17 protein-coding genes and 2 tRNA genes are annotated in these 24,171 nt (G+C 46.9%); 10 read left to right on the top strand and 9 right to left on the bottom strand.

Annotated features, from left to right (window positions below; all coding sequences use genetic code 11):
- Positions 1-15 precede the first annotated feature (15 nt).
- Together D2V93_RS12105 and sppA are read right to left on the bottom strand one after the other, a co-directional pair.
- Positions 16-723 (bottom strand): queuosine precursor transporter, encoded by a 708-nt coding sequence (locus D2V93_RS12105; RefSeq protein ID WP_119619690.1) that lies wholly within the window; start codon positions 721-723, stop codon positions 16-18.
- 2 nt (positions 724-725) lie between these two features.
- Positions 726-2,486: a signal peptide peptidase SppA gene (gene sppA / locus D2V93_RS12100; RefSeq protein ID WP_119619689.1), complete on the bottom strand. Its 1,761-nt coding sequence runs from the start codon at positions 2,484-2,486 to the stop codon at positions 726-728.
- Between the two features lie 70 nt (positions 2,487-2,556).
- On the opposite strand from sppA, the gene folK reads away from it, so the two are divergent.
- The gene (folK, locus tag D2V93_RS12095) at positions 2,557-3,702 is read left to right on the top strand and encodes a 2-amino-4-hydroxy-6-hydroxymethyldihydropteridine diphosphokinase (protein ID WP_119619688.1); all 1,146 of its coding nucleotides are present in this window, start codon (positions 2,557-2,559) and stop codon (positions 3,700-3,702) included.
- 116 nt (positions 3,703-3,818) lie between these two features.
- On the opposite strand, the gene D2V93_RS12090 is transcribed toward folK, so the two are convergent.
- A complete protein-coding gene (locus D2V93_RS12090; RefSeq protein ID WP_119619687.1) occupies positions 3,819-4,358 on the bottom strand; it encodes an RNA methyltransferase in 540 nt (179 codons plus the stop codon).
- Positions 4,359-4,504: 146 nt separating this feature from the next.
- Here D2V93_RS12090 and mutS point away from each other — a divergent pair, with 146 nt between their 5' ends.
- Positions 4,505-7,087 carry a DNA mismatch repair protein MutS gene (gene mutS, locus D2V93_RS12085; RefSeq protein WP_119619753.1) on the top strand — a complete coding sequence of 861 codons (2,583 nt, stop codon included), beginning with the start codon at positions 4,505-4,507 and terminating at the stop codon, positions 7,085-7,087.
- Here mutS and D2V93_RS12080 read toward each other — a convergent pair.
- On the bottom strand, positions 7,084-9,495 hold the full coding sequence (locus D2V93_RS12080) for an outer membrane beta-barrel family protein (protein WP_182849989.1): 2,412 nt from the start codon (positions 9,493-9,495) through the stop codon (positions 7,084-7,086). The genes mutS and D2V93_RS12080 overlap by 4 nt on opposite strands.
- 240 nt (positions 9,496-9,735) lie before the next feature.
- Between D2V93_RS12080 and D2V93_RS12075 the strand changes: the two genes are divergently transcribed.
- From D2V93_RS12075 to D2V93_RS12055, 5 genes are all read left to right on the top strand, one after another.
- Positions 9,736-10,842, top strand: a complete 1,107-nt coding sequence (locus D2V93_RS12075) for a sensor histidine kinase (protein WP_119619685.1) — start codon at positions 9,736-9,738, stop codon at positions 10,840-10,842.
- Positions 10,827-11,570 carry a LytR/AlgR family response regulator transcription factor gene (locus tag D2V93_RS12070; protein ID WP_119619684.1) on the top strand — a complete coding sequence of 248 codons (744 nt, stop codon included), beginning with the start codon at positions 10,827-10,829 and terminating at the stop codon, positions 11,568-11,570. The genes D2V93_RS12075 and D2V93_RS12070 overlap by 16 nt, the downstream gene beginning before the upstream one ends.
- 147 nt (positions 11,571-11,717) lie before the next feature.
- A tRNA-Gly gene (locus D2V93_RS12065) sits at positions 11,718-11,790 on the top strand.
- Between the two features lie 120 nt (positions 11,791-11,910).
- Complete coding sequence (locus D2V93_RS12060; protein ID WP_119619683.1) at positions 11,911-12,177, top strand: GIY-YIG nuclease family protein; 267 nt, start codon at positions 11,911-11,913, stop codon at positions 12,175-12,177.
- Positions 12,178-12,202: 25 nt separating this feature from the next.
- A tRNA-Leu gene (locus tag D2V93_RS12055) sits at positions 12,203-12,286 on the top strand.
- A gap of 42 nt (positions 12,287-12,328) precedes the next feature.
- On the opposite strand, the gene D2V93_RS12050 is transcribed toward D2V93_RS12055, so the two are convergent.
- Together D2V93_RS12050 and D2V93_RS12045 are read right to left on the bottom strand one after the other, a co-directional pair.
- A complete protein-coding gene (locus D2V93_RS12050) occupies positions 12,329-12,823 on the bottom strand; it encodes a hypothetical protein (RefSeq protein WP_119619682.1) in 495 nt (164 codons plus the stop codon).
- A gap of 105 nt (positions 12,824-12,928) precedes the next feature.
- On the bottom strand, positions 12,929-13,312 hold the full coding sequence (locus tag D2V93_RS12045) for a hypothetical protein (RefSeq protein WP_147377408.1): 384 nt from the start codon (positions 13,310-13,312) through the stop codon (positions 12,929-12,931).
- A 207-nt stretch (positions 13,313-13,519) separates the two neighbouring features.
- Between D2V93_RS12045 and D2V93_RS12040 the strand changes: the two genes are divergently transcribed.
- The 3 genes from D2V93_RS12040 to D2V93_RS12030 all read left to right on the top strand — a co-directional run bounded on the left by D2V93_RS12040 (position 13,520) and on the right by D2V93_RS12030 (position 18,178).
- Positions 13,520-14,266 carry a collagen-like protein gene (locus D2V93_RS12040; protein WP_119619680.1) on the top strand — a complete coding sequence of 249 codons (747 nt, stop codon included), beginning with the start codon at positions 13,520-13,522 and terminating at the stop codon, positions 14,264-14,266.
- Between the two features lie 153 nt (positions 14,267-14,419).
- Positions 14,420-16,792, top strand: coding sequence for a prolyl oligopeptidase family serine peptidase (locus D2V93_RS12035; RefSeq protein WP_119619679.1), 2,373 nt, complete (start codon positions 14,420-14,422; stop codon positions 16,790-16,792).
- A gap of 144 nt (positions 16,793-16,936) precedes the next feature.
- Positions 16,937-18,178 carry an NRAMP family divalent metal transporter gene (locus D2V93_RS12030; protein WP_072878305.1) on the top strand — a complete coding sequence of 414 codons (1,242 nt, stop codon included), beginning with the start codon at positions 16,937-16,939 and terminating at the stop codon, positions 18,176-18,178.
- Between the two features lie 3 nt (positions 18,179-18,181).
- Here the strand turns inward: D2V93_RS12030 and D2V93_RS12025 are convergent, their stop codons facing one another.
- The 3 genes from D2V93_RS12025 to D2V93_RS12015 form a co-directional block, all read right to left on the bottom strand.
- Positions 18,182-20,128: an OmpA family protein gene (locus tag D2V93_RS12025; protein WP_119619678.1), complete on the bottom strand. Its 1,947-nt coding sequence runs from the start codon at positions 20,126-20,128 to the stop codon at positions 18,182-18,184.
- A 1-nt stretch (position 20,129) separates the two neighbouring features.
- Positions 20,130-21,110 (bottom strand): PorP/SprF family type IX secretion system membrane protein, encoded by a 981-nt coding sequence (locus D2V93_RS12020; protein ID WP_417935372.1) that lies wholly within the window; start codon positions 21,108-21,110, stop codon positions 20,130-20,132.
- A gap of 19 nt (positions 21,111-21,129) precedes the next feature.
- A partial coding sequence (locus D2V93_RS12015; protein ID WP_119619676.1) for a T9SS type B sorting domain-containing protein occupies positions 21,130-24,171 on the bottom strand: 3,042 nt, incomplete at its 5' end.

Here is a 24,171-nt window from a genome sequence, read left to right as displayed (position 1 = left end):
TTAAAGGAGAAGTCCTCAATCTAAAGAAATTTCTTCCCCTATTTTTAAGTTAAATCTTTTACGCATAAGATATACGAAAAGATAGAGCAAAGGGGTGTCCAAAAGTGCTATAATGATCTTAAAAAGCACTCCGCTGATGACAAGACCATAGAATTTGTCCCAAGGCAAAACGCCAAATAGGCACAAAAGCCCCACCACGGTGACCGTATCTATCAATTGCGATGAGAAGGTGGAAAAATTGTTCCTGAGCCACAGCATTTTGCCCTGTGTTACCCTTTTCCAGAAGTGATAAATGCTGATATCGATGTACTGCGCCGCCAGATAGGCCAACATGGAGGCCAATACGCCCAGGGGGGACAACCCAAAAACCTTACTGAAGGTAGCATCATCTATGGGGGAAGCGGGAATGGCCGTGGAATAGATGGCCAACAAAATAATGCCCATGGAAAAAAAAGAGGCAAAGATGCCCGCCGTCACCACTTGGTTGGCCTTTTTCTTTCCATAGATCTCGGAGATCAGGTCGGTGATCAAAAAAGTGATGGGATAGGGCAAGATCCCTACCGAAAGCTCAAAAAGGGGTGCTCCAAAAACAGTGACATCGCCAAACGGGGCCCAATGGAAAAATTTTTGAAAAATGAGATTGGACACCACCAAGGAGGTGATGAAAAGTGCCCCAAGGTACAGATAAATGGAAAATGCCGCTTTTTTGTCCTTTTGCGTCATGCTTATTTAATGTTCAGACGGAACGGCATCTTGGCTTGGATGCCCTCTTGTTTGCCCAACTCCTTGAACTCCTTCAAGATTTGGTAGGCTTCCGTTCCAATCTCTTCCTGGATAATGGACTCCCCTATCTTGGTCTTTACCCCGCCCATATTTTCCATGAATTGTTCAAAGCCTGACTTGTATTTTGGATATTTTCGGATCCCATAGGCATCCAATCCTGCCATTTCGGCCGCGGCCGCTATGGCATCGTCCAAATTGCCCAGTTCGTCCACCAAGCCGTTCGCCTTGGCATCCACCCCACTCCAGACCCTTCCCTGTGCGAGTGAGTCCACTTGGGCAATGCTCATGTTACGGCCTTGGGCCACACGTTCCAAGAAGATGTTATACGTTTCCTCGATACTTTCCTGGACCACGTTACGGAAAGAGTCGTCCATGGGCTCAAACAGCGAATAGTCCACCGAATTTTGGTTGGTGCCCACCTGCTCGGCATTGATGCCCACATTCTTGGCCAGTTCATTGATGTTGGGAATGGTCCCGAACACCCCGATGGACCCGGTAATGGTCGTAGGTTCGGCAAAGATCTTGTCGCCGCCCACACCAATATAGTATCCCCCCGATGCCGCCACGTTTCCAAAGGAAACGACCAGAGGTTTCTCTTTTTTGGCCAGTTGCATCTCCCTCCAAATGATATCGGAGACCAGGGCACTGCCCCCAGGGGAATCCACACGGAACACGATGGCTTTCACACTTTCGTTCTCCACCGCTTTCTGCAGGGCGTCCACAATCAGTCCCTGACCGATGTAGTCTTTTCCGCCCTCTCCGTAGAATATCTCCCCTTGGGCATAGATCACGGCTATCTTGTCGGTCCCTGTCACTATGTTTTTCTTGCTTGCCGATTGGGCATAGTCCATAAACTTGATGTAGTTGATCTCTTCACCCTTCTTCACCCCCATTTTTTCCCTAAGTAGGTCTTCGTACTCGTCAAAATGCAACACCCCATCCAATAGTCCCGAGGCTACGGCCAGACTGGGTGTCCTTCCGCCCAAGGTATCGGCTACGGCGTTCAGGTCCGCAGCGGTCATCTTTCTGGAGGCCGAAATGTCGTCCACAATGACATCCCAAATGGAAGTGATCAATTCCTTGATCTGTGTACGGTTCTCGTCACTCATGGTATTGGACAAAAAGGGTTCCACCGCGCTTTTGTACTTCCCATGGCGAATGACCTCCATTTTTATCCCCGATTTTTCCTGAAGGTCCTTGTAATACAGTACTTCTGTGGCAAGTCCCTTAAAATCAAGAATGCCTACGGGGTTCATGTACACCTCATCGGCCACACTGGCCAAATAGTAATCCTTCTGGGAATAGATGTCGGAATGGGCGAGCACGAACTTGCCCGAGGATTTGAAATCGAGCAAAGCCTCCCGGATCTCCCTGGTCTGTGCAATGCCCGCTTGCAAAAAACTGGTGGTGATGCTGATTCCCTCGATATGATCATCTGTTTTTGCCACTTCTATGGTGTGCAAGATCTCGTCCATGCCTATCTCACCGCCCCACAGCGCAGCAAAAGGGTCGGTTTCATCCTTGCCCGTATAATCCAGCACTGGGACCATAAAACCAAGCTCCAGAACCGTGTTCTTCTTCACCACCACTCCATCATCCGCACTGCCCATCAACATCAAAAAAATGAAGAACATCCCCATGATTATCGCAAAGGCCATCAGGCTTCCCAAAATGGAAGCCAATAGGTTTCTCAAAAAGTTCATCCAATCAAAATTTAATCTGTCCCAAATATAACCATTGTTGTATTGTTTTGTTTACTTTGTTTCTTCGATTATGGTCAGAAAACAAAAGGTATATCTTTCGCTGGGAAGCAATTTGGGCAATCGCCGAGCAACTCTCCAAAAAGCTGTTTTTCGCATCCATCAACAGGCAGGATCCATCTTGGACATTTCATCGGTGTATGAAAATCCGGCCGTAGGTTTTGAGGGGGACGATTTTTTGAACATCTGTATTTCCTTACTGACCCCGCTTTCGCCGGAAGAACTGCTCGATACCCTCATGCAGATCGAACGGGATTTTGGCCGTGTGCGTTCGGAGGCGAAAGCGTATGGATCTCGGACCTTGGACATTGACATTGTTTATTACGGCGCCGAAGTCGTTAAAACTGATCGCCTGGTAGTGCCCCACCCGCAGATGCAGCATCGGAACTTTGTGTTGAAACCATTGGCGGACATTGCCCCGCAATTTTACCATCCCGTGTTCCAGAAGGACACCCGAAACCTATTGCAGGAATGCAAGGACCGTAGCAAGCTTAGCAAAACAAAATACAGACTGTTCAAGGACCGTTCGGGACTGTATTCCCAACTGCAGTTCATCGCCATTGAGGGCAATATTGGAGCGGGCAAGACCACGCTTTCCAAGATGATCGCCGAGGATTTCAATGCCAAATTGGTACTGGAACGCTTTGCCGACAACCCTTTTCTGCCCAAGTTTTACCAGGATAAATCCCGTTACGCATTTCCTTTGGAAATGTCCTTTTTGGCGGACCGTTACCAACAGTTCATGGACGACACCTCGCAGTTTGACCTGTTCAAGAATTTTATGGTGAGTGATTATGACATCTTCAAATCGCTCATCTTTGCTAGGATCACCCTACAGCAGGAGGAATTCAACTTGTACCGTAAGCTGTTCAACTTCATGTACAAAGAGGTAAAAAAGCCTGAAATTTACCTATACCTCTACCAAAACACGGAACGGTTACTGGCCAACATCAAAAAAAGGGGCAGGGACTATGAGCAGAACATGGACCCAGATTATTTGGAAAAAATCAATCGGGGCTACTTGGATTTCATCAAGGACCATCCAGAACAGAACAGTCTTATCATCGATATGGGCGAACTGGATTTTGTGAACAATCCGACCGATTATGAGTCCATTTTGGAGATGCTCGATGATAATATCCTTTCATCCCAATTTTAGGAGAATTTTTAGAAAATGTTTGGATATAACGATTGGTTTTATTTTCTTAGAGCCCTCTTAATACGGAACTAACTAACTCAAACTTTATATCGGGCCCTGATTCTTCAGGGCTTTTTTCATTTTTGGGCATGGAGTTTGGACCAGATATCCCACACCACAATCCCTGCACTGACCGAAATGTTCAGGGAATGTTTGGTCCCTAACTGCGGAATTTCCAAGACCGCGTCACTGGCGGACACCACTTCTTGGGAAACCCCCTTGACCTCGTTGCCAAAGATCAATGCCACAGTTGTTTTGGGATCAGCTTGAAATGCATTCAACATGATGGCATTCTCCGCCTGCTCCACCGAAATAGTCTTTATCCCCACTTGTTTCATTTCCTTCACAAGTTCCAACGTATCCTTTCGGTATTCCCAATCCACACTCTCGGTAGCACCGAGGGCCGTTTTACGGATATCTTTGTGGGGAGGGGTGGCCGTAATGCCGCAGAGGTAGATCTTTTGTACCAAAAAGGCATCGGCCGTCCTAAAGACCGAACCAATATTGTTCAAACTTCGGATGTTATCCAAAACCAAGATGATGGCCGTTTTTTCCGCTTCCTTAAAACTGGCCACATCCAGTCGTTCCAATTCGCTATTTTCCAGTTTTCGATTCATTTTTTTAACCATTGGCGGCAAAATATCAACAAAAATTTTGGGAAGCTGATGAAAACGATATATTCGTCTTCCACCCAATTTTGGGGCAAAAATAAAAGAATATAATCGCTTTGGCAGCCAATAAGACAAAGAAGGTAACCCCGTTGATGCAACAGTACAATGCCATCAAGACCAAACATCCTGATGCATTGTTGCTTTTCCGTGTGGGCGACTTTTATGAAACGTTTGGTGACGATGCCATCAAGGCCGCCAAAATTCTGGGCATTATCCTGACCCACAGGAACAATGGTGGCGATAAAACGGAACTGGCCGGATTTCCGCACCATTCCCTCAACACCTATTTGCCGAAGCTCGTAAAGGCCGGGCAACGGGTGGCTATTTGTGACCAGTTGGAAGACCCCAAGATGACCAAGAGCATCGTAAAACGCGGGGTAACAGAGTTAGTGACCCCCGGTGTGGCCCTTAATGACGACATCCTTACCGCCAAGAGCAATAACTTTTTATGTGCCGTTCATTTCGGAAGAAACAAACTGGGCATCTCCTTTTTGGACATTTCCACGGGGGAATTTTTGACCTCCGAAGGTTCCGTGGAACAGGTGGACAAACTCCTTCAAAACTTTGCCCCCAACGAGGTACTGGTCTCCAAAAACCATAAAAAGGAATTTGCGGAATACTTCGGCAACCAATACCATAGTTTTTTTACGGAAGATTGGATCTTTCAGGAAGATTACGCCCAAGAAAGCCTGAACAACCATTTTGGCACCAAAACCCTTAAGGGTTTTGGCATAGACCATCTGAACCATGGCGTTATTGCCTCGGGAGCCATATTGCATTACCTATCGGAAACACAGCATAGCCGCTTACAGCACATCAACCAGATCCAACGCATTGCCGAGGAGGAATATGTGTGGATGGACCGGTTCACCATCAGAAACCTAGAACTGTACCACTCGCCCCACCAAAATGCGGTGACCTTATTGGACATCATCGACAATACATTATCGCCCATGGGTGGACGTTTGTTGAAACGCTGGTTGGCCCTTCCTTTGAAAAATCTGGAGAAAATCCAGCAGCGCCATCAAGTGGTGGCCCATTTGAAGGAACATGACGGACAATTGGAAAAGATGCAACATTGGATCAAGCAAATGGGCGATCTGGAACGTCTCATTTCCAAATTGGCGACAGGAAAGATCAATCCCAAGGAAGTCATCCAACTTAAAAATTCGCTGGAAGCCATCGTGCCCATAAAATTAGCGGCACAGGACAGCAGCAACCTTTCCCTACAAAACATTGGGGAACGCTTGGATGCCTGTGAGGCCCTTCGCGCCAAGATCAAAGAGGTCTTGAACGAGGAGGCCCCCGTAAACATTGCCAAAGGCAACACCATAGCCACAGGTTATTCGGAGGAATTGGACGAGTTGCGCAACCTAGCCTTCTCCGGAAAGGACTATCTGGACAAAATGTTGGAGCGCGAAACGGAACTGACCGGGATTACTTCCCTCAAAATCGATTCCAACAACGTGTTCGGTTACTATATTGAGGTGCGCAACACCCATAAGGATAAGGTTCCTGAAAGTTGGATCCGCAAACAGACCTTGGTGAACGCCGAACGTTATATCACCGAGGAACTCAAGGAATACGAAGCCAAGATCTTGGGGGCCGAAGAGCGTATCCTGCACTTGGAGCAACAATTGTTTGAACGTCTGTTGGTATGGATGCAGGAATTCATCACCCCAGTACAACAAAATGCCCATTTGATCGCGCAACTGGACTGCCTTTGCGGATTTGCACAGCTCGCCAACGAAAATAATTATGTGCAACCGGTCATGGATGAGTCTACCGAACTGGACATCACGGAAGGCAGGCATCCCGTCATTGAAAAGCAGTTGCCCTTGGGCGAATTGTATGTAACCAATGATGTGCTGTTGAACCGAGAAGACCAACAGATCATCATGATCACCGGACCCAACATGAGTGGTAAATCGGCCTTATTGCGGCAAACGGCCTTGATCGTGCTCTTGGCCCAAATGGGGAGTTTTGTACCTGCTTCTGAAGCCAAAATCGGGGTAGTCGACAAAATTTTTACCCGAGTGGGGGCCAGCGATAATATTTCCATGGGCGAATCGACCTTTATGGTGGAGATGAACGAAACCGCCTCGATCTTGAACAACTTGTCGGAACGCAGCTTGGTATTGTTGGATGAAATTGGCCGTGGTACCAGCACCTATGATGGCATTTCCATTGCTTGGGCCATTTCAGAATATCTGCACGAACATCCGGCCAGGGCCAAAACGCTTTTTGCAACCCACTACCACGAACTGAACGAGATGACCACCACCTTTACCCGTATCAAGAACTACAATGTTTCGGTAAAGGAACTGGAGGACAACGTGCTTTTTCTTCGGAAATTGGTGCCCGGGGGAAGTGAGCACAGCTTCGGGATCCATGTGGCCAAGATGGCGGGCATGCCCCAACAGGTCATCCAAAAAGCGAACAAAATTTTGAAAAAACTGGAAAAATCACATTCCAGTGAAGAAATCTCGGATAAACTCCAAGCTTCCCAAAACGAAATGCAACTGAGTTTTTTCAACTTGGACGACCCCCTCTTGGAAGAAATCAAGGAAGAAATCCTGCATTTGGATATCGACACGCTTACCCCTGTGGAGGCCTTGATGAAACTCAACGAGATCAAACGATTGTTGAGCAAAAAGAAGAAGGCCACTTCCTAGTTCACCCGATTGAATTCCTCTTTTTCCAGGTTACGCGATTTTTTGTTGGCATTGCCCCCAAAACTTCTGGAATAGGTCAACCGAAAGATTCGGGTAAAGGCTGATTCATCCCGATACCGCGACCGTGTGTCAATATCAAAAACAATAGGGGTCATCCCACTGATATGGGTATGGATATCCAAACTCCGGAACACATCCGAAACACTGAACTGCAAGGTTCCCCAATCGTTCTTGAACTGTTTGGAAACCCCAAAGTTCATCACCCCGAACCCTTCCGTGGAATTGGTGCCATTATAGTGGTCAAAATTGTACCAACCCGATAATTCCACATCCATTTGCCAGGGTAATTTGATGCTTTGGTTAAAGTTGAGGCTCTGGTAGAAATAGGTCTTTGCTGCTGGATTGGGGCTGTACGAAATCTTATAATCGCGAATGGCCGAAGTGGATGAAACATTGAGTCTGGCCCAAGGTGCCCATTGCACAGGAACGTTCAAAAAGACACCGATGCTTTTTTGCTCATCCGCATTTTGAGGGGAAATCACCAAAATATCATTCTGGGGTGTGGACGTCAGTTGATACCGGATGATGGGATCTATTTCCTTTTGAAGCGACAGTCCCATGGAAAACCCATTTTTCACATATTCGAGTTGAAGGGTATTTGTGATGCCCGGCCGCAACATGGGATTTCCGGTGAAAATGGCTGTGGGGTCGTTGTAGTACAGGCTCGTCACCAAATCGGAATAGGTTGGCCTGCTGATCCGGCGATGGTAATTGAGGTTGAGTTGTTTGTTTTCGGAAAGTTGGTATTGATAAGAAATAGACGGAAAGAATTGACGAATGGCAAAATCCTCTTCTGAAGTGGACAAGGTTCGCCTCCAATCCTCATAACGCAAACCAAGGTCGACCTTCGCTTTTTCATGGAGCTGTACATGAAACTGCGAATACAGTGCCCACAGTGTTTCATCACTCTCGATGAGGCTTTGGGAACGGGAATCCACGATCCATTCATCCTCCACCAAGGTTTCAATCTTGCTATCGTTGGTATTGTCGGAATAGCTTCCCTTAAACCCAAACTCGCCTTCCACTTTATCATTGAAGGTATGGTTGTAATCCAATTTGAGCACTCCCAATTGGATGGTGGACTCGCTAAAACCTCGATTGCCATCCGTGAAAATTTCGTTTTCCGGGTCATAGGGCTCATCATTTATATCAAAATATTCGCTCTTTGTGGTGGCAGGGCTGTCATTAGTATAATTGAGATAACTCAAATCCACCCCAAAACTGGAATGGTCGGTTAGGTTGTTAGTCAAATACAGGGAAGAAATCACATTCGTCTTTGTAGCGGTTCCTTCGGAAACCAAGTGTGACCTAAAATAATCCTGCCCCTCAATGATCCGTTGGTTGTTCACATTGGAAACAGAGCGGTTCTTGGAAAAATTCAAGGTAAGTTCCCCTCCTAGTTCCACCTTTGGTGAAATATCATATCCCATTCCCAAATTCACATTATGGGCAGTATTGTTATTGTTGAAATAGGTGGAAAAAATGGCTTGACTGGGAGCGCCGAGAATAGGTTGAAAACTCGTTCCCGACCCTTCAAACCCATTTTTGCTATGGTCATGGAACAGGGAATAACTGGCATTCAAGTGCATTTTTTCCGTTCCGAAGGAATACCCCAATGAGGTACTCGCCTTTTCCCAATAGCCATACCCCAAACTGGCACTGTAGTTCCATTGACTACCCTCGTTCATCCCCTTTTTGAACACAATATTGATGATGCCTGCTCCCCCATCCGCATCGTATTTGGCCGAAGGAGACGTAATAAGTTCCACCTTTTCGATGTTGTCCGCCAAGGTGCTCTCCAACAAGGCCATGACATCTTCCATGGACATCGATACCCTACGACCATTGAACAATACGGTAACACCACTTTGTCCGTTCAGGGAAAACTGATCGTCCCGCCGATCCAAAATCACCCCAGGCAACCGTTCCAACAGTTGAAGGGCATTGCTCCCCTTGGTCATCACACTGCTCTGCACGTTGATTACCTGACCTTCCGGGGTGCGTTGCACCCAATCCCTTCGCGCTTGCAACACCACCTCATCCAGTTCATTCACATTTTCCGTCAATACCAACGTCCCCAATTGCCATGATGGGGAACCAGCATCCAGAGTGAAGGGTTCGGTATAGTGATCGGCAAAACCGAGATAGGTAACCCGCACCCGAAATAGACCTAATCCACTGGAATCCAAGGAAAAATAACCCTCATCATCCGTAATGGCACCAGTGACCAACGTGGTATCGGAAGCCTGATACAACACCACATTGGCAAAAGGAATCGGATTGTCCTGTACATCACTCACCTTACCGCGAACTTGCGCCAAAACTTGGGAGATTTCAGCAATCAACATAAGACTCACCCAGAGATTTTTACTAGTTAAATACTTGACTTTCATTTGTTTTGAATTGATTCTTGCCAAATGAAGGTTGCTTCGCCATGCCATCATAATTGGATTGACCGCTGGGGATGCTTCATTGATTTCCTGCGTCTTTTCCCAGATAATGATGTAAAATGCCTTTCGTCAATTATTTGCGGCAGGTCGTCAATTTGGCTCGGGCACATAATCAAAAAAAGTAACTTGTACTGATTTATGAACTTGTTGATGGATTTCAACCGCCTAAAAAAAATGGCCCTGCGGCTCAAACTGTACCATATCCCCTTTTGGTTGGGGTATCATTTGGTATGGCTTACCATCAACGTGGGCAGTCTTTCCGAGGTTTGGGAGTATTTGCTCCACAGCGACTCTTCCCTCAAATTCTATTTTTATGTGATTTTCCAGATCATCGGGGTGTATTTCAACCTGTATTACCTCATCCCAAAGTTGTTGTATGTTGGGAGCTATGCCAGTTATATTTTTTCGGTATTGGCTACCATTTTGGTCTGCAATGCCTTTATTGTGAGTGGTTACTTTTTGGCTTCCTATCTTTCCGGAAAGTCCCTATTCGAGCTGTTTGGGGTATATCCGTACCAATTCACCACCATCTATTTTGTGTGGGCCCTGCCCTCCACCGTGGCCAGTATGACCTTGGGGATGAGCATTAAACTGGGTAAGAATTGGCTCCAAGCGGAAAAAAGGCGGTTGCGATTGGAAAAGGAACACCTGGAAACAGAGCTCAAATACCTAAAATCGCAGATCAATCCGCATTTTTTGTTCAATACCATCAATTCCATCTTTGCGTTGATCCACAAAAACCCCGATCTGGCCTCGGAATCCTTGGCCAATTTTTCGGACATGCTGCGCTTTCAATTGTACGAGTGCAACGATGAGCAGATTCCGTTGGAAAAAGAACTACGGTTCATTGAAAACTTCATCGACCTGGAAAAACTGCGGTTAGATCCCGAACATACCGAAATGCAGTTCGATATTTTGGACCAGACGCTGCATCAAAAATCGATTGCCCCCTTCATCCTGATTCCGTTTGTGGAGAATGCGTTCAAACACGTTTCCAAAGGAAAAGGGCAACCCAATTTTATCCGGATGACGCTGAAAGTGACCGACGTCTATCTCAAATTGCATATTGAAAACAGTAAAGGCCCCAATGGACTCAGCAGTGAGGATGAACGGCCCAGAGGCATCGGGCTGACCAACGTGGAACGCAGGTTGCATTTATTGTATCCCGAATCGCATTCGTTACATATTGATGATCAAAAAGATAGATTTTCCGTACTATTGAAACTGGAATGGCAAAAAAGCTGAAGTGCATAATCGTGGATGACGAACCGCTCGCCAGGGAGGTGCTGCAGGAATATGTGCAGGTAATCGACCATTTGGAGCTGGTATGCACGGTGGAAAATGCCCTGGAATTGGACCAAATGTTGGAAAAACAGGCCATTGACCTCATCTTTTTGGACATCCAGATGCCCTATTTGACGGGGTTGGATTTTTTAAAGGTACGCCACGATCTGCCCATGGTCATCATTACCACGGCCTTTCCCAATTATGCACTGGATGGCTTTCGGTTTGATGTGATCGACTACCTGTTGAAACCCATCACCTTCAACCGCTTTTTTAAGGCAGTGACCAAGGCGGTTCGGTACCACTCCTTTAAATTAGGCACTAAAGAACCAACCGAGGCAGCTCCCGAACAACCCTATTTTTTTGTGAAATGTGACGGTCGCTACCAAAAGATCTACACTTCGGAAATCCTATTTGTAAAGTCCCTGGAAAATTATGTGTTGATCCACACGACTTCGGACAAGCACATGAGCCTGATGCCCTTAAAGACCATTGAGGAAAACCTGGACACGGATGCCTTTATACGGGTGCACAAGTCGTACATCGTGCCCATTGCCAAAATACGGTCGTTGGAGAACCACGAATTGATCTTAGAGGAGGGCCATAAAATTCCCGTGAGCCGAAATTACGCCAAACAGGTACAGGACAAGGTGCTGAAGGACAAGGTACTGAAACGGAAAGAGCCTTGAAAGACCAAGGAGTGGGAGGATGAAAAAGAGGTTACTGAACTTTACAGTCACACCTCGTTCCATATTTTTATGGAAAACACTTTACATTTTAAAGAAATATATTAAATTTGCATCCGCGCTCGGAAAAAGTGTAGGGTTCTTTAAAATGCGAAAATAGCTCAGTTGGTAGAGCATCACCTTGCCAAGGTGGAGGTCGCGGGTTCGAATCCCGTTTTTCGCTCGATTTCGACTCCGCTCAATCCCCTCGAGTGGAGTTTTTTTTTACTTACAAGTCCAGCTCGAGTGGTGGAACCTGCCTGCCGGCAGGCAGGTTGGTAGAAACAAATTGAAAAAGTGGATTATGTTCTATACCTATGCGATATCTAGTTTGGAAAGAAACTATATTTACGTAGGTATCACATCCAATACGGAAAGAAGGTTAAATGAACACAATTCAGACAAAAACAAAACCACTAGGCCTTATAGACCTTTTGAGTTGATTTTTGAAAAAGATTTTCAGACAAGGGCTGAAGCTAGAATTGAAGAGATAAAATTGAAATCTGGGTTTGGAAAAGAGTTTTTAAGGAGTTTGATCCAAAACCAGAAGAAGCAACATACGAAAGATTAAGTCCTGTCATGCCTACGGCAGACAAGCTCGAGTGGTGGAATTGGTAGACACGCCGGACTTAAAATCCTGTGGGCATTTGCCCGTGCGGGTTCAAGTCCCGCCTCGAGTACAAAAAAAGCCGAGACTTTCATCTCGGCTTTTCTCATAGGTGTTATATCACCGGCCGCAACTTATTCAAGCTTTCATTGATCAACTTTACCCACTTTTCCATGGATTGCAATTCTCCACGCAATTGGAAACTATGGTCGTTGTTGTACAGTTCCAAATGGATCTCGGAAGTGGCTTTATCCATAGGCACAAATTCCAGTCCCAGGCGTTCCACTACCCGTTCACCGGCAATCTTTCTTCCGATGTTCATGGGTCTACAGGTTGCTATTTCCATAAGGTCCACGGCCTGTTCCTCTGTTTTTTTCTTGATCATTCGGTGAAAGAACACAAACCTGCCTGTCTTGTCCATTGCCAGAACATAATTCCCACAGAACTCACGCAGTCCTATCACACAGCTGTGTTGAGCGGCCATGGCATAAAGTGATCTCATCATCTGTTTTTCCCTTCGTTTTCTGCCACCAATGGTCAGGACAAAGGGGACGGCACATATGGCCACGGTTATGGAACCTATCAAAAGGGTCCCAAAGTCTATTTCCATTTTTTTTTAGATTTTAAATAGTAATGAAAGTGGTGTTGGGCCTTGCGCATGCAAAGCCATGGACCTGAATGGATCCATTTTTAAACAAGAATGCCCAAAAAGGAATCACCAAAAATAATGGAAGGGAAAAATGAGGTCGGCCTTTCGATGCCGTACCAGAAAATTGACCGAAAAGCGGAGGTACTGTCGTCCAGTCGCGCCGAACAAAATTTCATGCGGTCTTTGTACACCGACATTGCCCGCAAAGAACACATTGGGACTTGAAGCGGGACAATCGTTGACCTTGTCAAAAGAAGTTTCAGGTTGGGGAACCTCGCAGAACAAGGTGGTCTTGGCCACAGAGAAATAGGCACCCTTGCCGGAATGTCCGACATCTGGAGTAGAAACGACCCTACTGGAAACACCGATCCCAAAAAAATAGATCGATGCCAAAAGGAGCATCCCCAATAATTTATACCCTTTTTTCACGAAGCAAAGATACTTCAACATTTGATTTTGCGGCTCGATTTTGTCCGAAAAATCCATCGTTCCAAACCCACATGAAGTCAATAGTGCGGTCATTGAAAAATGGAAAAAGTCACATTGGTTAACCCAAACCCAGCATCCGTCAATTCAAACAAGGTATTCGTCAATTACGCTAACTTCCAATGCGTTGCACCGCTACCTTTAGTTTCTTGAACTCAAAACTATATAGGTATGAAACTAATCAAACTTTTTGGCATTGCTGTACTTGCCCTAGGGGTGACCATGACCTCCTGTTCCATTGAGGACGGAAAAGATGGGGTGGACGGCATTGATGGCGCAGATGGCAAAGATGGTCTGAATGGGGCCGATGGACAGGACGGAGCCGATGGACAGGATGGCGAACCCGGACAGAACGGGGCCGATGGATTGGACGGTGTCGGACTGGAAGAACTGGCCAAATATGGCTTCCTTACACTGGAACTTAGTGGAACCAGACCGGACAACATCCCATTTGAGGATTCTGCTATCTATCGGTATTCCCCAATCGACCCAGATGATTTTGATGAGTATAATATTGTCGTCATCACCCAAAATGGGAACGATACCCAGTATTTCTTCAACTTTCGCCGATTCCTCAGTTCACCCGAAGGTACCTACACCATTAATTACATCGATTGGGAACTGACCGTGGTCAATCTAGGTGAAGAAACAGAGAACATAGAATCCGTAGTGTTTGACTTCAAACATGGCGTGGTGGGCGATGACTATAAATACTTTATGCTCGATGACACATACGAATCCGGGGGTGCTGGGGTCTCTGAAATGACATTTACCGATCTCACCTTTGACCCCAATGCTGGCAACCATCTCACCTTCTCTTATGCCTTTTCCGTGGCCGCCGCAAACAATGGCTCAGGCAATGACCTCAATGTGTCCGGGACCGTGGACATCAACCTGTTGGAACTGATACAACCCTAACCGTTATGCAACCATAACAAAAGGGCCGCACAATAGTGCGGCCCTTTTCACTTCCCAATGTTCTATCTTTTGTCAAAATAATGTAGAACAAAAACCGACAAAATACACGATATTTGAAAGAATACATTGACAACCTAAAAACCTCTGTCCAATATGGGAAAATTTATACCCTCTGTTGTTTTTTTACTTTTCACATCCTTTGGATTGCTTGCCCAAAAAGGCAACAACTCTTCCTTGACCATTAAAGAGATCATGAAAGGGGACGATTTTGTAGGCCATAGACCTTCAAACGCCCATTGGTCTACCGATGGAAAGACCCTCTATTTTGATTGGAACCCTGACGGGGCCATGAGCGATTCCCTGTATGCCTACTCCACAGCAACCAAAAATGTCCGTAAAGTGGATTTTTTGACGGCTGCCGCCCTACCCGCTTCCCGCATCACCTACAACGATACCAAAACCAAGGGTGTTTATACCAAGAACAATGACATTTTCCTGTTGGACATCGCCACCTATACAGCCACAGCCATCACCAAGACCCAAGATCGTGAAGGCGATCCGCATTTCACCCATAAAGGTACCAAAATAGCTTACACCAAAGGCGATAATCTATATGTATGGGATATGGCCACCGGAACCACGGAACAACTGACAAACTTTGTGAAAAGTAAGGACAGTGAGCCCAAAAGGGACTCCAAGGACGAATGGCTGTACCAGGACCAATTGGAACTTTTTGATGTGCTCCGGGAGCGTAAGGCCAAAAAGGATGCCGGGGAAAAACTGGAGGAAAAGTTGAAAGCATTGGAACCTCTGGAATTGGTGACCAATGGAAAAACGGTCATCGGACAGCAAATAGATCCTTCCGGGCGCTACATTACCTATGTGCTGATGGACAGGCCCAAAACCAAAAGCACCATTGTTCCCCACTTTGTTACGGAATCCGGCTACACGGAAGACCAGAACACCCGTTCCAAGGTCGGTGACGAACCTACCACATTTGAAATGTTCGTGTACAATATTGCGCAACGCAAAAGCTACCCGGTGGTCCTCGACAATCTGGAAGGATTGGACTACGTGCCCGAATACACCAAGGAGTATCCCGACAAACCCTATAAAAACGATAATCGCTTGGGTTCCATCGGTGGACCCACCTGGAGCACGGATGGGTCCAAGGCCTTGTTGGACATACAGGCCAATGATTACAAGGACCGTTGGATCGTACTTCTTGACCCCGAGAAAGGAACCGTGGAGCAATTGGACCGACAGCACGACGAGGCCTGGATCGCGGGACCCGGCATCAGTGGATGGGGAGGTGGCTCCCTAGGTTGGATGCCCAATGGCAAAGAGTTCTGGTTCATGTCCGAAAAAACGGGATATGCCCATTTGTACACCATGGACATCAGTTCCAAAAAGGCCAAGGCCTTGACTTCGGGTGAATTCGAAATCTATGACCCCTTCATCTCCAAAGACGAATCCAGATGGTATTTTACGGCAAACAAAAACCATCCCGGTGACCGCCAATTCTATACCATGCCCCTCAAAGGTGGTAAAATGGAGCAGTTGACCCATGAAGTGGGCGGGAACGAAGTCACACTTTCCCCCGATGAAAAAAACATGGCCATCCTCTACTCCTATTCCAACAGACCTACGGAACTTTTTATTCAAGAAAATCCTGTGTTTACCAAGGAGACTACAAAGGCCGTACAGATTACCCGCTCCAACACCAATGCCTTTGACGCCTATGAATGGAAGGATCCGGAAATCATCACCTTTGAGGCTTCGGACGGCGCGAAAGTCCATGCCCGCTTGTACCAACCTGACCCCTCTGTAAAGAACAAGGCGGCCGTGATCTTTGTACACGGCGCCGGTTACCTTCAGAATGCACACAAGTGGTGGAGTTCCTATTTCAGGGAGTACATGTTCCATAACCTTTTGGTGGACAATGGCTATACCGTATTGGACATCGACTATAGGGGAAGTGCCGGATATGGCAGGGATTGGCGTACCGGAATCTATCGCCACATGGGAGGAAAAGATTTGTCGGACCAAGTGGACGGTGCCAAAATGTTGATGGAAAAATATGGTATCGACACGGACAAGATCGGTATCTATGGCGGTTCCTACGGAGGCTTCATCACCTTGATGGGCATGTTCAATGCGCCCGAAACGTTCAGTGCCGGTGGCGCCATACGCTCTGTGGGCGACTGGGCGGCCTACAACCACGGCTACACCGCACGTATCCTAAATACTCCTGCTACGGATAGCTTGTCTTATAAGAGAAGTTCCCCCATCTATTTTGCGGATGGTCTCAAGGGACAGCTCTTGATATTGCACGGCATGGTGGACGACAATGTCCATTTTCAGGATATGGTCCGCTTGTCCCAAAAGCTCATCGAACTTGGTAAGGAAAATTGGGAAATGGCCGTTTATCCTGTAGAGCGCCACGGTTTTGTGGAACCCAGCAGCTGGACGGACGAATATACCCGTATCTTCAACCTGTTCCAAGAAGCATTGTTGGACAAATAAGCCATTGATAAACAATCCATTGTGCATTTTGCACCTCAGAAACCTTCGAAATACACAATGGGTTGTGCATCAAAATGAAAGTCTACAAAATTTCAACAAAAAAACATATCTTCCTGCCCTAAAATTAACCAACAAACGAACAGGATGAGAGCATTGTTGAAAGCCCTTGGCCCAGGTCTGCTGTTTGCCAGCATGGCCATAGGAACGTCCCATTTGGTTCTCTCCACCAAGGCCGGGGCGCAATACGGATGGATCATGGTCATTCCCATACTGTTGGCCAATCTGCTCAAGTATCCCTTTTTTGAATTTGGCATACGCTACACCACGGTCACAGAAAAAAGCTTGGTAGAGGGTTATCTGAACTTGGGCAAGACCTACCTGTGGATCTATGCCTTTGTCACCTTGATCTCCACATTTACCATCTTGGCCGCCCTGTATGTGGTCACCGCCGGCCTTTTCATCAATCTGTTCCAGATCACGGCTTGGCCCGGGACCGTTTCGTTGTACCTGTTCCTGTTCATCAGTCTGCTGCTGATCGTAGGGAAATACCGTTTTTTGGAAACTTCTTTGAAAGCCATCATTTCCATCCTGTTCATTGCCCTTTTGATCACCACTATTTTGGTATTGCAAAAAGGACCCGTATCCATTTCCGAAGGATTCCAACGGCCAGAAATCTTTAATGAAGCCGGGATTCTGTTTCTGATCGGGCTGGTGGGATGGATGCCCACCGCAGTAGAAGCGTCTGGATGGGTAAGCCTTTGGGGCATGGAAAACCTAAAGACCATGAAGGAGAAACCGACCCTAAAAATTGCACTTCAGGAATTCAACGTTGGATATATCTTGACTGCCGTCCTCGCCGTCTTTTTTATGATCATCGGCTGGATGACCCTATACGGAACAGGAACGGAACTCAGCGGAAACGCTGTGGCCTTTGCGGGCCAATTGGTGAACCTTTTTACGGTGCACATTGGCAACTGGGCCTATTTTTTCATTGCCGTGGCCGCTTTTGCCACCATGTTCAGCACCTGCATGACCGCACATGACGCCATTTCGAGGGTAAGTGTGGATGTGATGCAAAAACTGTTCCCGGAAAAACCTGTTTTTAAGAACAAGAATGCCTTTGCCTATACCGTGATCCTTATGATGTTGGTGAACTGGATGGTCATAATGCTGTTCAGTGCCAATATGGCCGACCTGGTCGGATTGGCCACCTTTGTTTCCTTTGTATTGGCCCCGCTCTTGGGGTGGATGAACCTGAAGACCGTTATGGGCAAGGATGTTCCTATGAAAGACAGGCCCGGTAACGGGCTGCGTATCCTCACCTACTGCGGAATGGTCTTCCTTTCGCTCTTTGCACTATATTATTGCTGGATGTTGTTGGTCTGAGCCCTAGTTGAAAAGGACATTGTCGTTGAGCACAACGATCAGTGAGCGTTGGTTCTGCTTGTGCAATGCCTCTATACAAAAAACCCCATTGGTGCAACTGTTCAGGATCTTGTCCTCACCATACCCTATGGAATATATGATATTGGAGGAAGGCACTCCTTTTTTTACCAGATATTTTTTTATGGCATCGGAACGATCTTGTGTAAGCCTATAGTTGGTGCTGCTTCCGCCCCTGCTGTCGGTATAGGTTTCTATTCTGAGCTGCGCTGTTGGGAACGCCTTGACAAAGGCCACCACATGATCCAGTTCCGCCTCTATTTCTGGGGTCAGCTGCGTGGCGGCATTCCCAAAATAGAACTTATCCATTTTCACGACGGCCTGTCCTTCTTTTTCGCCCACCAGATCATCGTAGAGGGACATCCCGATAGTATAGGGCTTGTTTTCCAAACCGTTCAATTCATCCTCCGAAAACTGCTTCCTGAACTTGGAATAGCGTTCTTTCTGAGCTTCCAGGACCACTCCATTTTCCCACGGAACCTCCAATCGATAGTTGCCCCCCTCATCCGAATAGGTCTCGGCAAGCAGGTTCCCTTCGCTGTCCAATAAGCGTATTGCTGCTTTGGGCACACTGTTCTCATTGTAGGGTTTGATGACCTTTCCTTTGAATACCAAGGTCTTCAGTCCCGGTTTTTCATCTACCTTGAACCCATACAGATCGTCCTTTCCTTTTCCTCCAGGGCGATTGGAGGCAAAATAGCCCAACAGTCCCTCACCTTCGTTCCTCATGACCAGTCCAAAATCGTCATATTCCGTATTGATTTCTTTGCCCAAGTTGATCGGGATGCCCAATTCGCCCCCTTCCCCAATGTTCGATTTATAGATGTCCATACCACCAAGGCCGTAGAACACATCGGAAGCGAAGTAAAAGCTGTTCTCAAAAATAAAGGGAGCCACCTCATTGCCCGGAGAATTGATTCTGGGTCCCAAATTGATGGGAGCGGACATGACCTGTCCACTGTTGGTGTGTACATAATAAATATCCGTACCCCCATACCCATCCTCAAAATCAGCAGCAAAATAGAGCTTTCCGCTAGCCTCATCGTAGAAGGGATAATAGAAGGATGTACTCAAATCTTTCAACAATAAATGGAACTGGCCGTCCATGGTCTGTTTCCCGATGGCAAGGGCATTTTTTCCGTTGGGATCGAAGGCCAATTCCCCATTTTGGGTATTGGAAAGCACATAGAACACACTGTTAAGCCCTTGTGCATAATACGGTGTTGCCTTATGGTAACTGGAGCTTGCGACACCTTTGAACGGTTGCGCTGCACCGGCCTGTCCATCCAACTGCATGGTGGACTCATAAATATTGAAATACCCCTCATTGCCAGGTGCATACCTTAATCCCTTTTCTTGGATACGGCCACTGGAGAACAAGAGTTTGTCCTTGTAAAAGGTAGGTGCAAAATCCGTTTGCGGACTGTTCACACTTAGGTTGAAGATTTCGTAGTCCAGTTCTGTCCCTTCCGAAGCTTTTGCCAACATTTGTTCGTTGAATTCCCTATTTTCCATGAGTTCCTTGGGAAACTTTGCCGCCATTGTGGTCAGAAACGCCTGTTTTCGTTCTGGGTCGGCTGTCTTGGAAAGGCTCTGTAACATTCGGTTGTACCGATGGCTGTCCAACAAAGTGTCTTTTTTGAAAAGCTCTAGATAGGCTTCCGAGGCCTTTTTGAAATTATGGGTCTTGAAATAGGCATCTGCCAAGTTCAAGAACTGTTGCTCCGTCAAGGTTCCCTGTGCCAAATCGGCTTCATAGGCGGCAACAGCCTTTTGGTATTCGTATTGAAAAAAGAAAACATCTCCCTTGGATTTTTTCCCTTGGGCAAAACATAGGGCCATTCCCAAAAGGGAAATCCATACTGCCGCTTGTATTTTCTTTGCCTTCATCATATCAAAAGAATCTAGGGGAATCTATCTGTTTGCCTTTGTTCTTATTGTTGTTGTTCTTGTCCCTTGACTTGTTGCCCTTGTTCCCTGAACCGAATCCTCCCCTGCCTATATAGAACTTCAATATCGCCTCATGGGATCCCCCGCTGTATTCACCCAGTCCGTTGGTGGCATAATCGTAGGAATAGCCAATGAACAGGGCATTGGAAATCTGGAAGCCGGCAAGACCGCTCACCGCATTGTCAATTCGGTACGAGGCACCAATGGTCAGTGCATCGATAAACTGGAAATTGGCCGAAAGGTTCACCGTGACCGGCGATCCTTCGAGGTAATTCACCAAAAAGGCGGGCTTGAACTTGGTCCTGTCCCCCAATTGGAACACATAGCCCCCAATGGCATTGAACTGCATATTGTCCTCCACAATGGTGGCCACTTCGTCATTATAAAGTCCGTTGGTCAAAAAGTTGGGCACGGATACCCCCAAATACCAATCTTCTTCGTGGTACATAAAAAGCCCAGCACCAATGGTGGGGTAAAAACTGTTGTAATTCTCTCCCAAAATGGAAGGGTCGGATGGGTTCTCGAACGTTCCCCTGGAATAATCGATGTCCAGCATTGAGCCTCCCGCATTCAGACCAAAAGAAAGCTTGGTATCGTCCGACAATTGGATCTGATAGGAATAGGCCACATCCAAATAGGTCTGTCGGGATGGCCCCAGTTCATCGTTCACGATGTTGATGCCCAGTCCCGTCCTTTCATTTTTGAAAGGGATATTGGCGCCGGCACGGATGGTGGTCGGGGCCCCGGGAACATCCACCCATTGTGCCCTGTACAGACCTATGACCTCCGGGCTTTCCACCGTGCCCACATAGGCCGGGTTGAAGCTGCCAATGTTGTACATATATTGGGTGTATTGGGGCTCTTTTTGGGCTTGGACCAGACCAACTCCCAAAAGCATCCAAAGAAGCATCCCATATGTTCGCAAAACTCTCTTTTTTGGCATCTTAGTTTTTCCTTACAATTTGAATCCACCCTTTGACCACTTCAGAACCATCCCCTAAATCCAATAGGTAGAAATAGGTGCCCTTGGGCAGATCTCCATTCTTTCCTGTTCCGTCCCAAGTACTGTTGTATCCATCCATTTGGAAAACGCTGTTCCCGTAACGATCGAACACTTCAAAGGTATTGTTCGGGTATGATGTGTGACCGACCAAAGTCAAAAGATCATTGATACCATCCCCATCGGGTGAAAATATGTTACAAATGGTCCCTGGGTCTTCACATTGGCTTCGATTCACCTGAACCGATACCGTTGCCGTGTTATTGGAAGCCACACCATCATTCGGGAAAGAAGAGAGCAGCGTCGCCGTGTTCTGTAAGGTTCCGGCAGTCGTGGATATCACTGTGATTTCCAAGGTTGCCGTTGCATCGGTGGCGGCCAAATTGCTGATGGTCCATTCGCCCGTAGTAGGGTCATATGTACCGAGGGAGGCCACATCGTCCACATACTCGAAGGCATCGTCCAGCAAATCGGAGACCACAATGTCGGTCACGGTTTTGCCCTCCACATTTTCCAAGGTAATGACAAAGGTAATGGGGTCGCCCAAGAGATAGGCGATTTCATCTTTCAGTTCCTTGGTTATTGCCAAGTCTATGGCGGCATTCGAAACACAATCCAAAACGGAGACCGTCACCTGTACGGTAGCGTCCTCACAAGGGGGCACGGCCACATTGGTGGTGTATTCAAACACATAATCCCCACTGGGCAAACCTGTAAAATCCACTATATTTTCTGCGCCAATCTCCAAGGTTCCATTGGATGGGTCGGTGACCACTGTCCATGTACCGGCGTCCTGCCCGATCAAGGTTTCGTCCAAATCTAAAGTGGTCGGGCCTTCATCGCTGGTCACATTACAGACCGAAATGCCCTCGAGGGGAACCCCCGGCAAGGGAGTTTCGTTTACGGTCGCCACCACTTCCACTCTTTCCGAAACACAGCCATTGGCCGAAGCGGATACATAAAAAGAAGTAGTTTCTGTAAGGGGTGGGGTCACAAAACTGTTGCCCGTACCCAAAGATGTGCCGCCCGTGGGGGCCGAAAACCAATTATAAGTAATGGTACTCCCATCTTCCACGGTTGCCGTGGCACTTAAAGTAGCGGTACTTGCACTTGTTCCGCAAACAGCATCCCCCACGGTTTCTTCAATCACAGGGGTATAATTCCTCACTAAGGTAATCTGCAATACAGGACTTGCACAACCATTGGCCTCATCATAGAAAAAGCCGTAATACGAACCGGGATCTACCACATTGCTGCTGATCAGGTGGGCATCCGTTTCCAAGGGATCGGGATCCACACTCCAGGTCAAAACGGTCCCCGCCGGTGCTGCAGGACTGGTCAAATAATCGTCAAGGTCCACATTGATCACATCACAGAACACCGTGGGTTCGGAAGCATCCAAAGGTGGGGCGGACGGCGCCGTGGGACAGACGTTGGAACAGTCCGTGATGGTAATCTGCAGTACGTTACTGGCGCAGTCGTTGACAGCATCATAGAAAAAGCCATAGTAGGTCCCTGTTGCACTGACGGTACTCGAGCCCAGATAATCCCCAGTGACAGATGTGTTCGAATTGGTGCTCCATCGCAGCACAGATCCTGTTGGCGGCGTATTGGCCACATAGTCGTCCAAATCCTGGCTAAAACTGTTGCAAAAGGCCGTGGGGACTGAATTGTCCAGCGTAGGTGCCATGGTTCCTGAAAAACAGGTGTTTTTGGTCACTGTGTCCGTGGCGGCATTTCCAATTCCGTTGGTATTGGAAAGGGTAGCGGAAAGGGTGATGGTGCCATTGCCCAAGCCGCTTACATTTATTCCTGTAAGTTGCTGATTGGCAGAATTTATTGTCCCTGTCCCCGATACTGGAACTCCCCCTCCATCACTATTGATGGTGTAATTATAGGTAGCATCTACCACAGCATTGGTAAATGTGAAACTAATCGTATTCTCATTGGTTTGATCAATGGGATCTTGGTCTATTTCTGCCGTATACCCGGAAGGAATTGTGGTTAACTTTAAAGCTGTGTCCGTGGTTTCAGGTCCTTCAGTTCCTAAAATATTGGTAACTGTCATGGTAAGGGTGATGATACCATCTGGCAAGCTGCTCAAATTAATGTTATCCAACGTTCTATTTGAAAGAAGTACTGCACCACCACCTGAAACAGATGCTACATTTCCATCACCATCACTGGTAAATCTGTAATCAAAAGAAGTTAAAAAAGTGGGAGCTCCAGTAAACGAAAAGCTTACTGTATTCTGGTTGGCCAAATTGATGGGGTCACTATCTATGTTTACCGTATAGCCAGAAGGCTGCACATTATCTTCACTGATGATGGTGACCGTTGCTGTACTGGGTGTACCTACTGTATATCCTGACCCTGCATCCAAGGTTACCGTAACAGTTTCATCCAATTCCGTCAAACCATCATCATTGGGGGAAACAAGTATTGTCGCACTGGTTTGACCATTTTGAACAGCAACATTGCCCGTAAGTGCAACGTAATCGTCATCAGGGGTCGCAGCCGTGGATTCCACTCCAACACTATAGGCGACAATAATATCAGCACCAGTATTGTTTATTGCACTCAAAGTTACTTGGAAAGACCCTGAAGTCTCCCCAACTTCGGTAGCCGTATCGTCTGATGCAGTAATGGTTGCCATGGGAATATCATTATCCGCATTCTCCACCGAAACTAACTGCGAAGCAACACCGGTGAACAATGGGTCGCTACCCGCATTTACACTTACCGTAATATTGTAAGTCTGCGGACCATCCACCAAGACATCATCAACACCTGTAACGGTTACTGTCTGTGCAATATTGAAATTCCCTGGAGTGAATGTTAGCTGAGCAAGATCTACTGTACCTTCACCAATATCACCAGAAACTATATCCAAAATGACATCGGTCAAGGGCTCATTGTCTAGAACAATAGAAAAAGAATCGGTAGTGCCATCTTCAGAGGTCTCCGTTGAACCATCTGATTCAGT

The sequence above is a fragment of the Flagellimonas taeanensis genome, from assembly GCF_003584105.1.
Taxonomy (GTDB): domain Bacteria; phylum Bacteroidota; class Bacteroidia; order Flavobacteriales; family Flavobacteriaceae; genus Flagellimonas; species Flagellimonas taeanensis.
The sequence above is the reverse complement of the archived record's forward strand: the minus strand, read 5'-3'. Positions and strand labels throughout refer to the sequence as shown.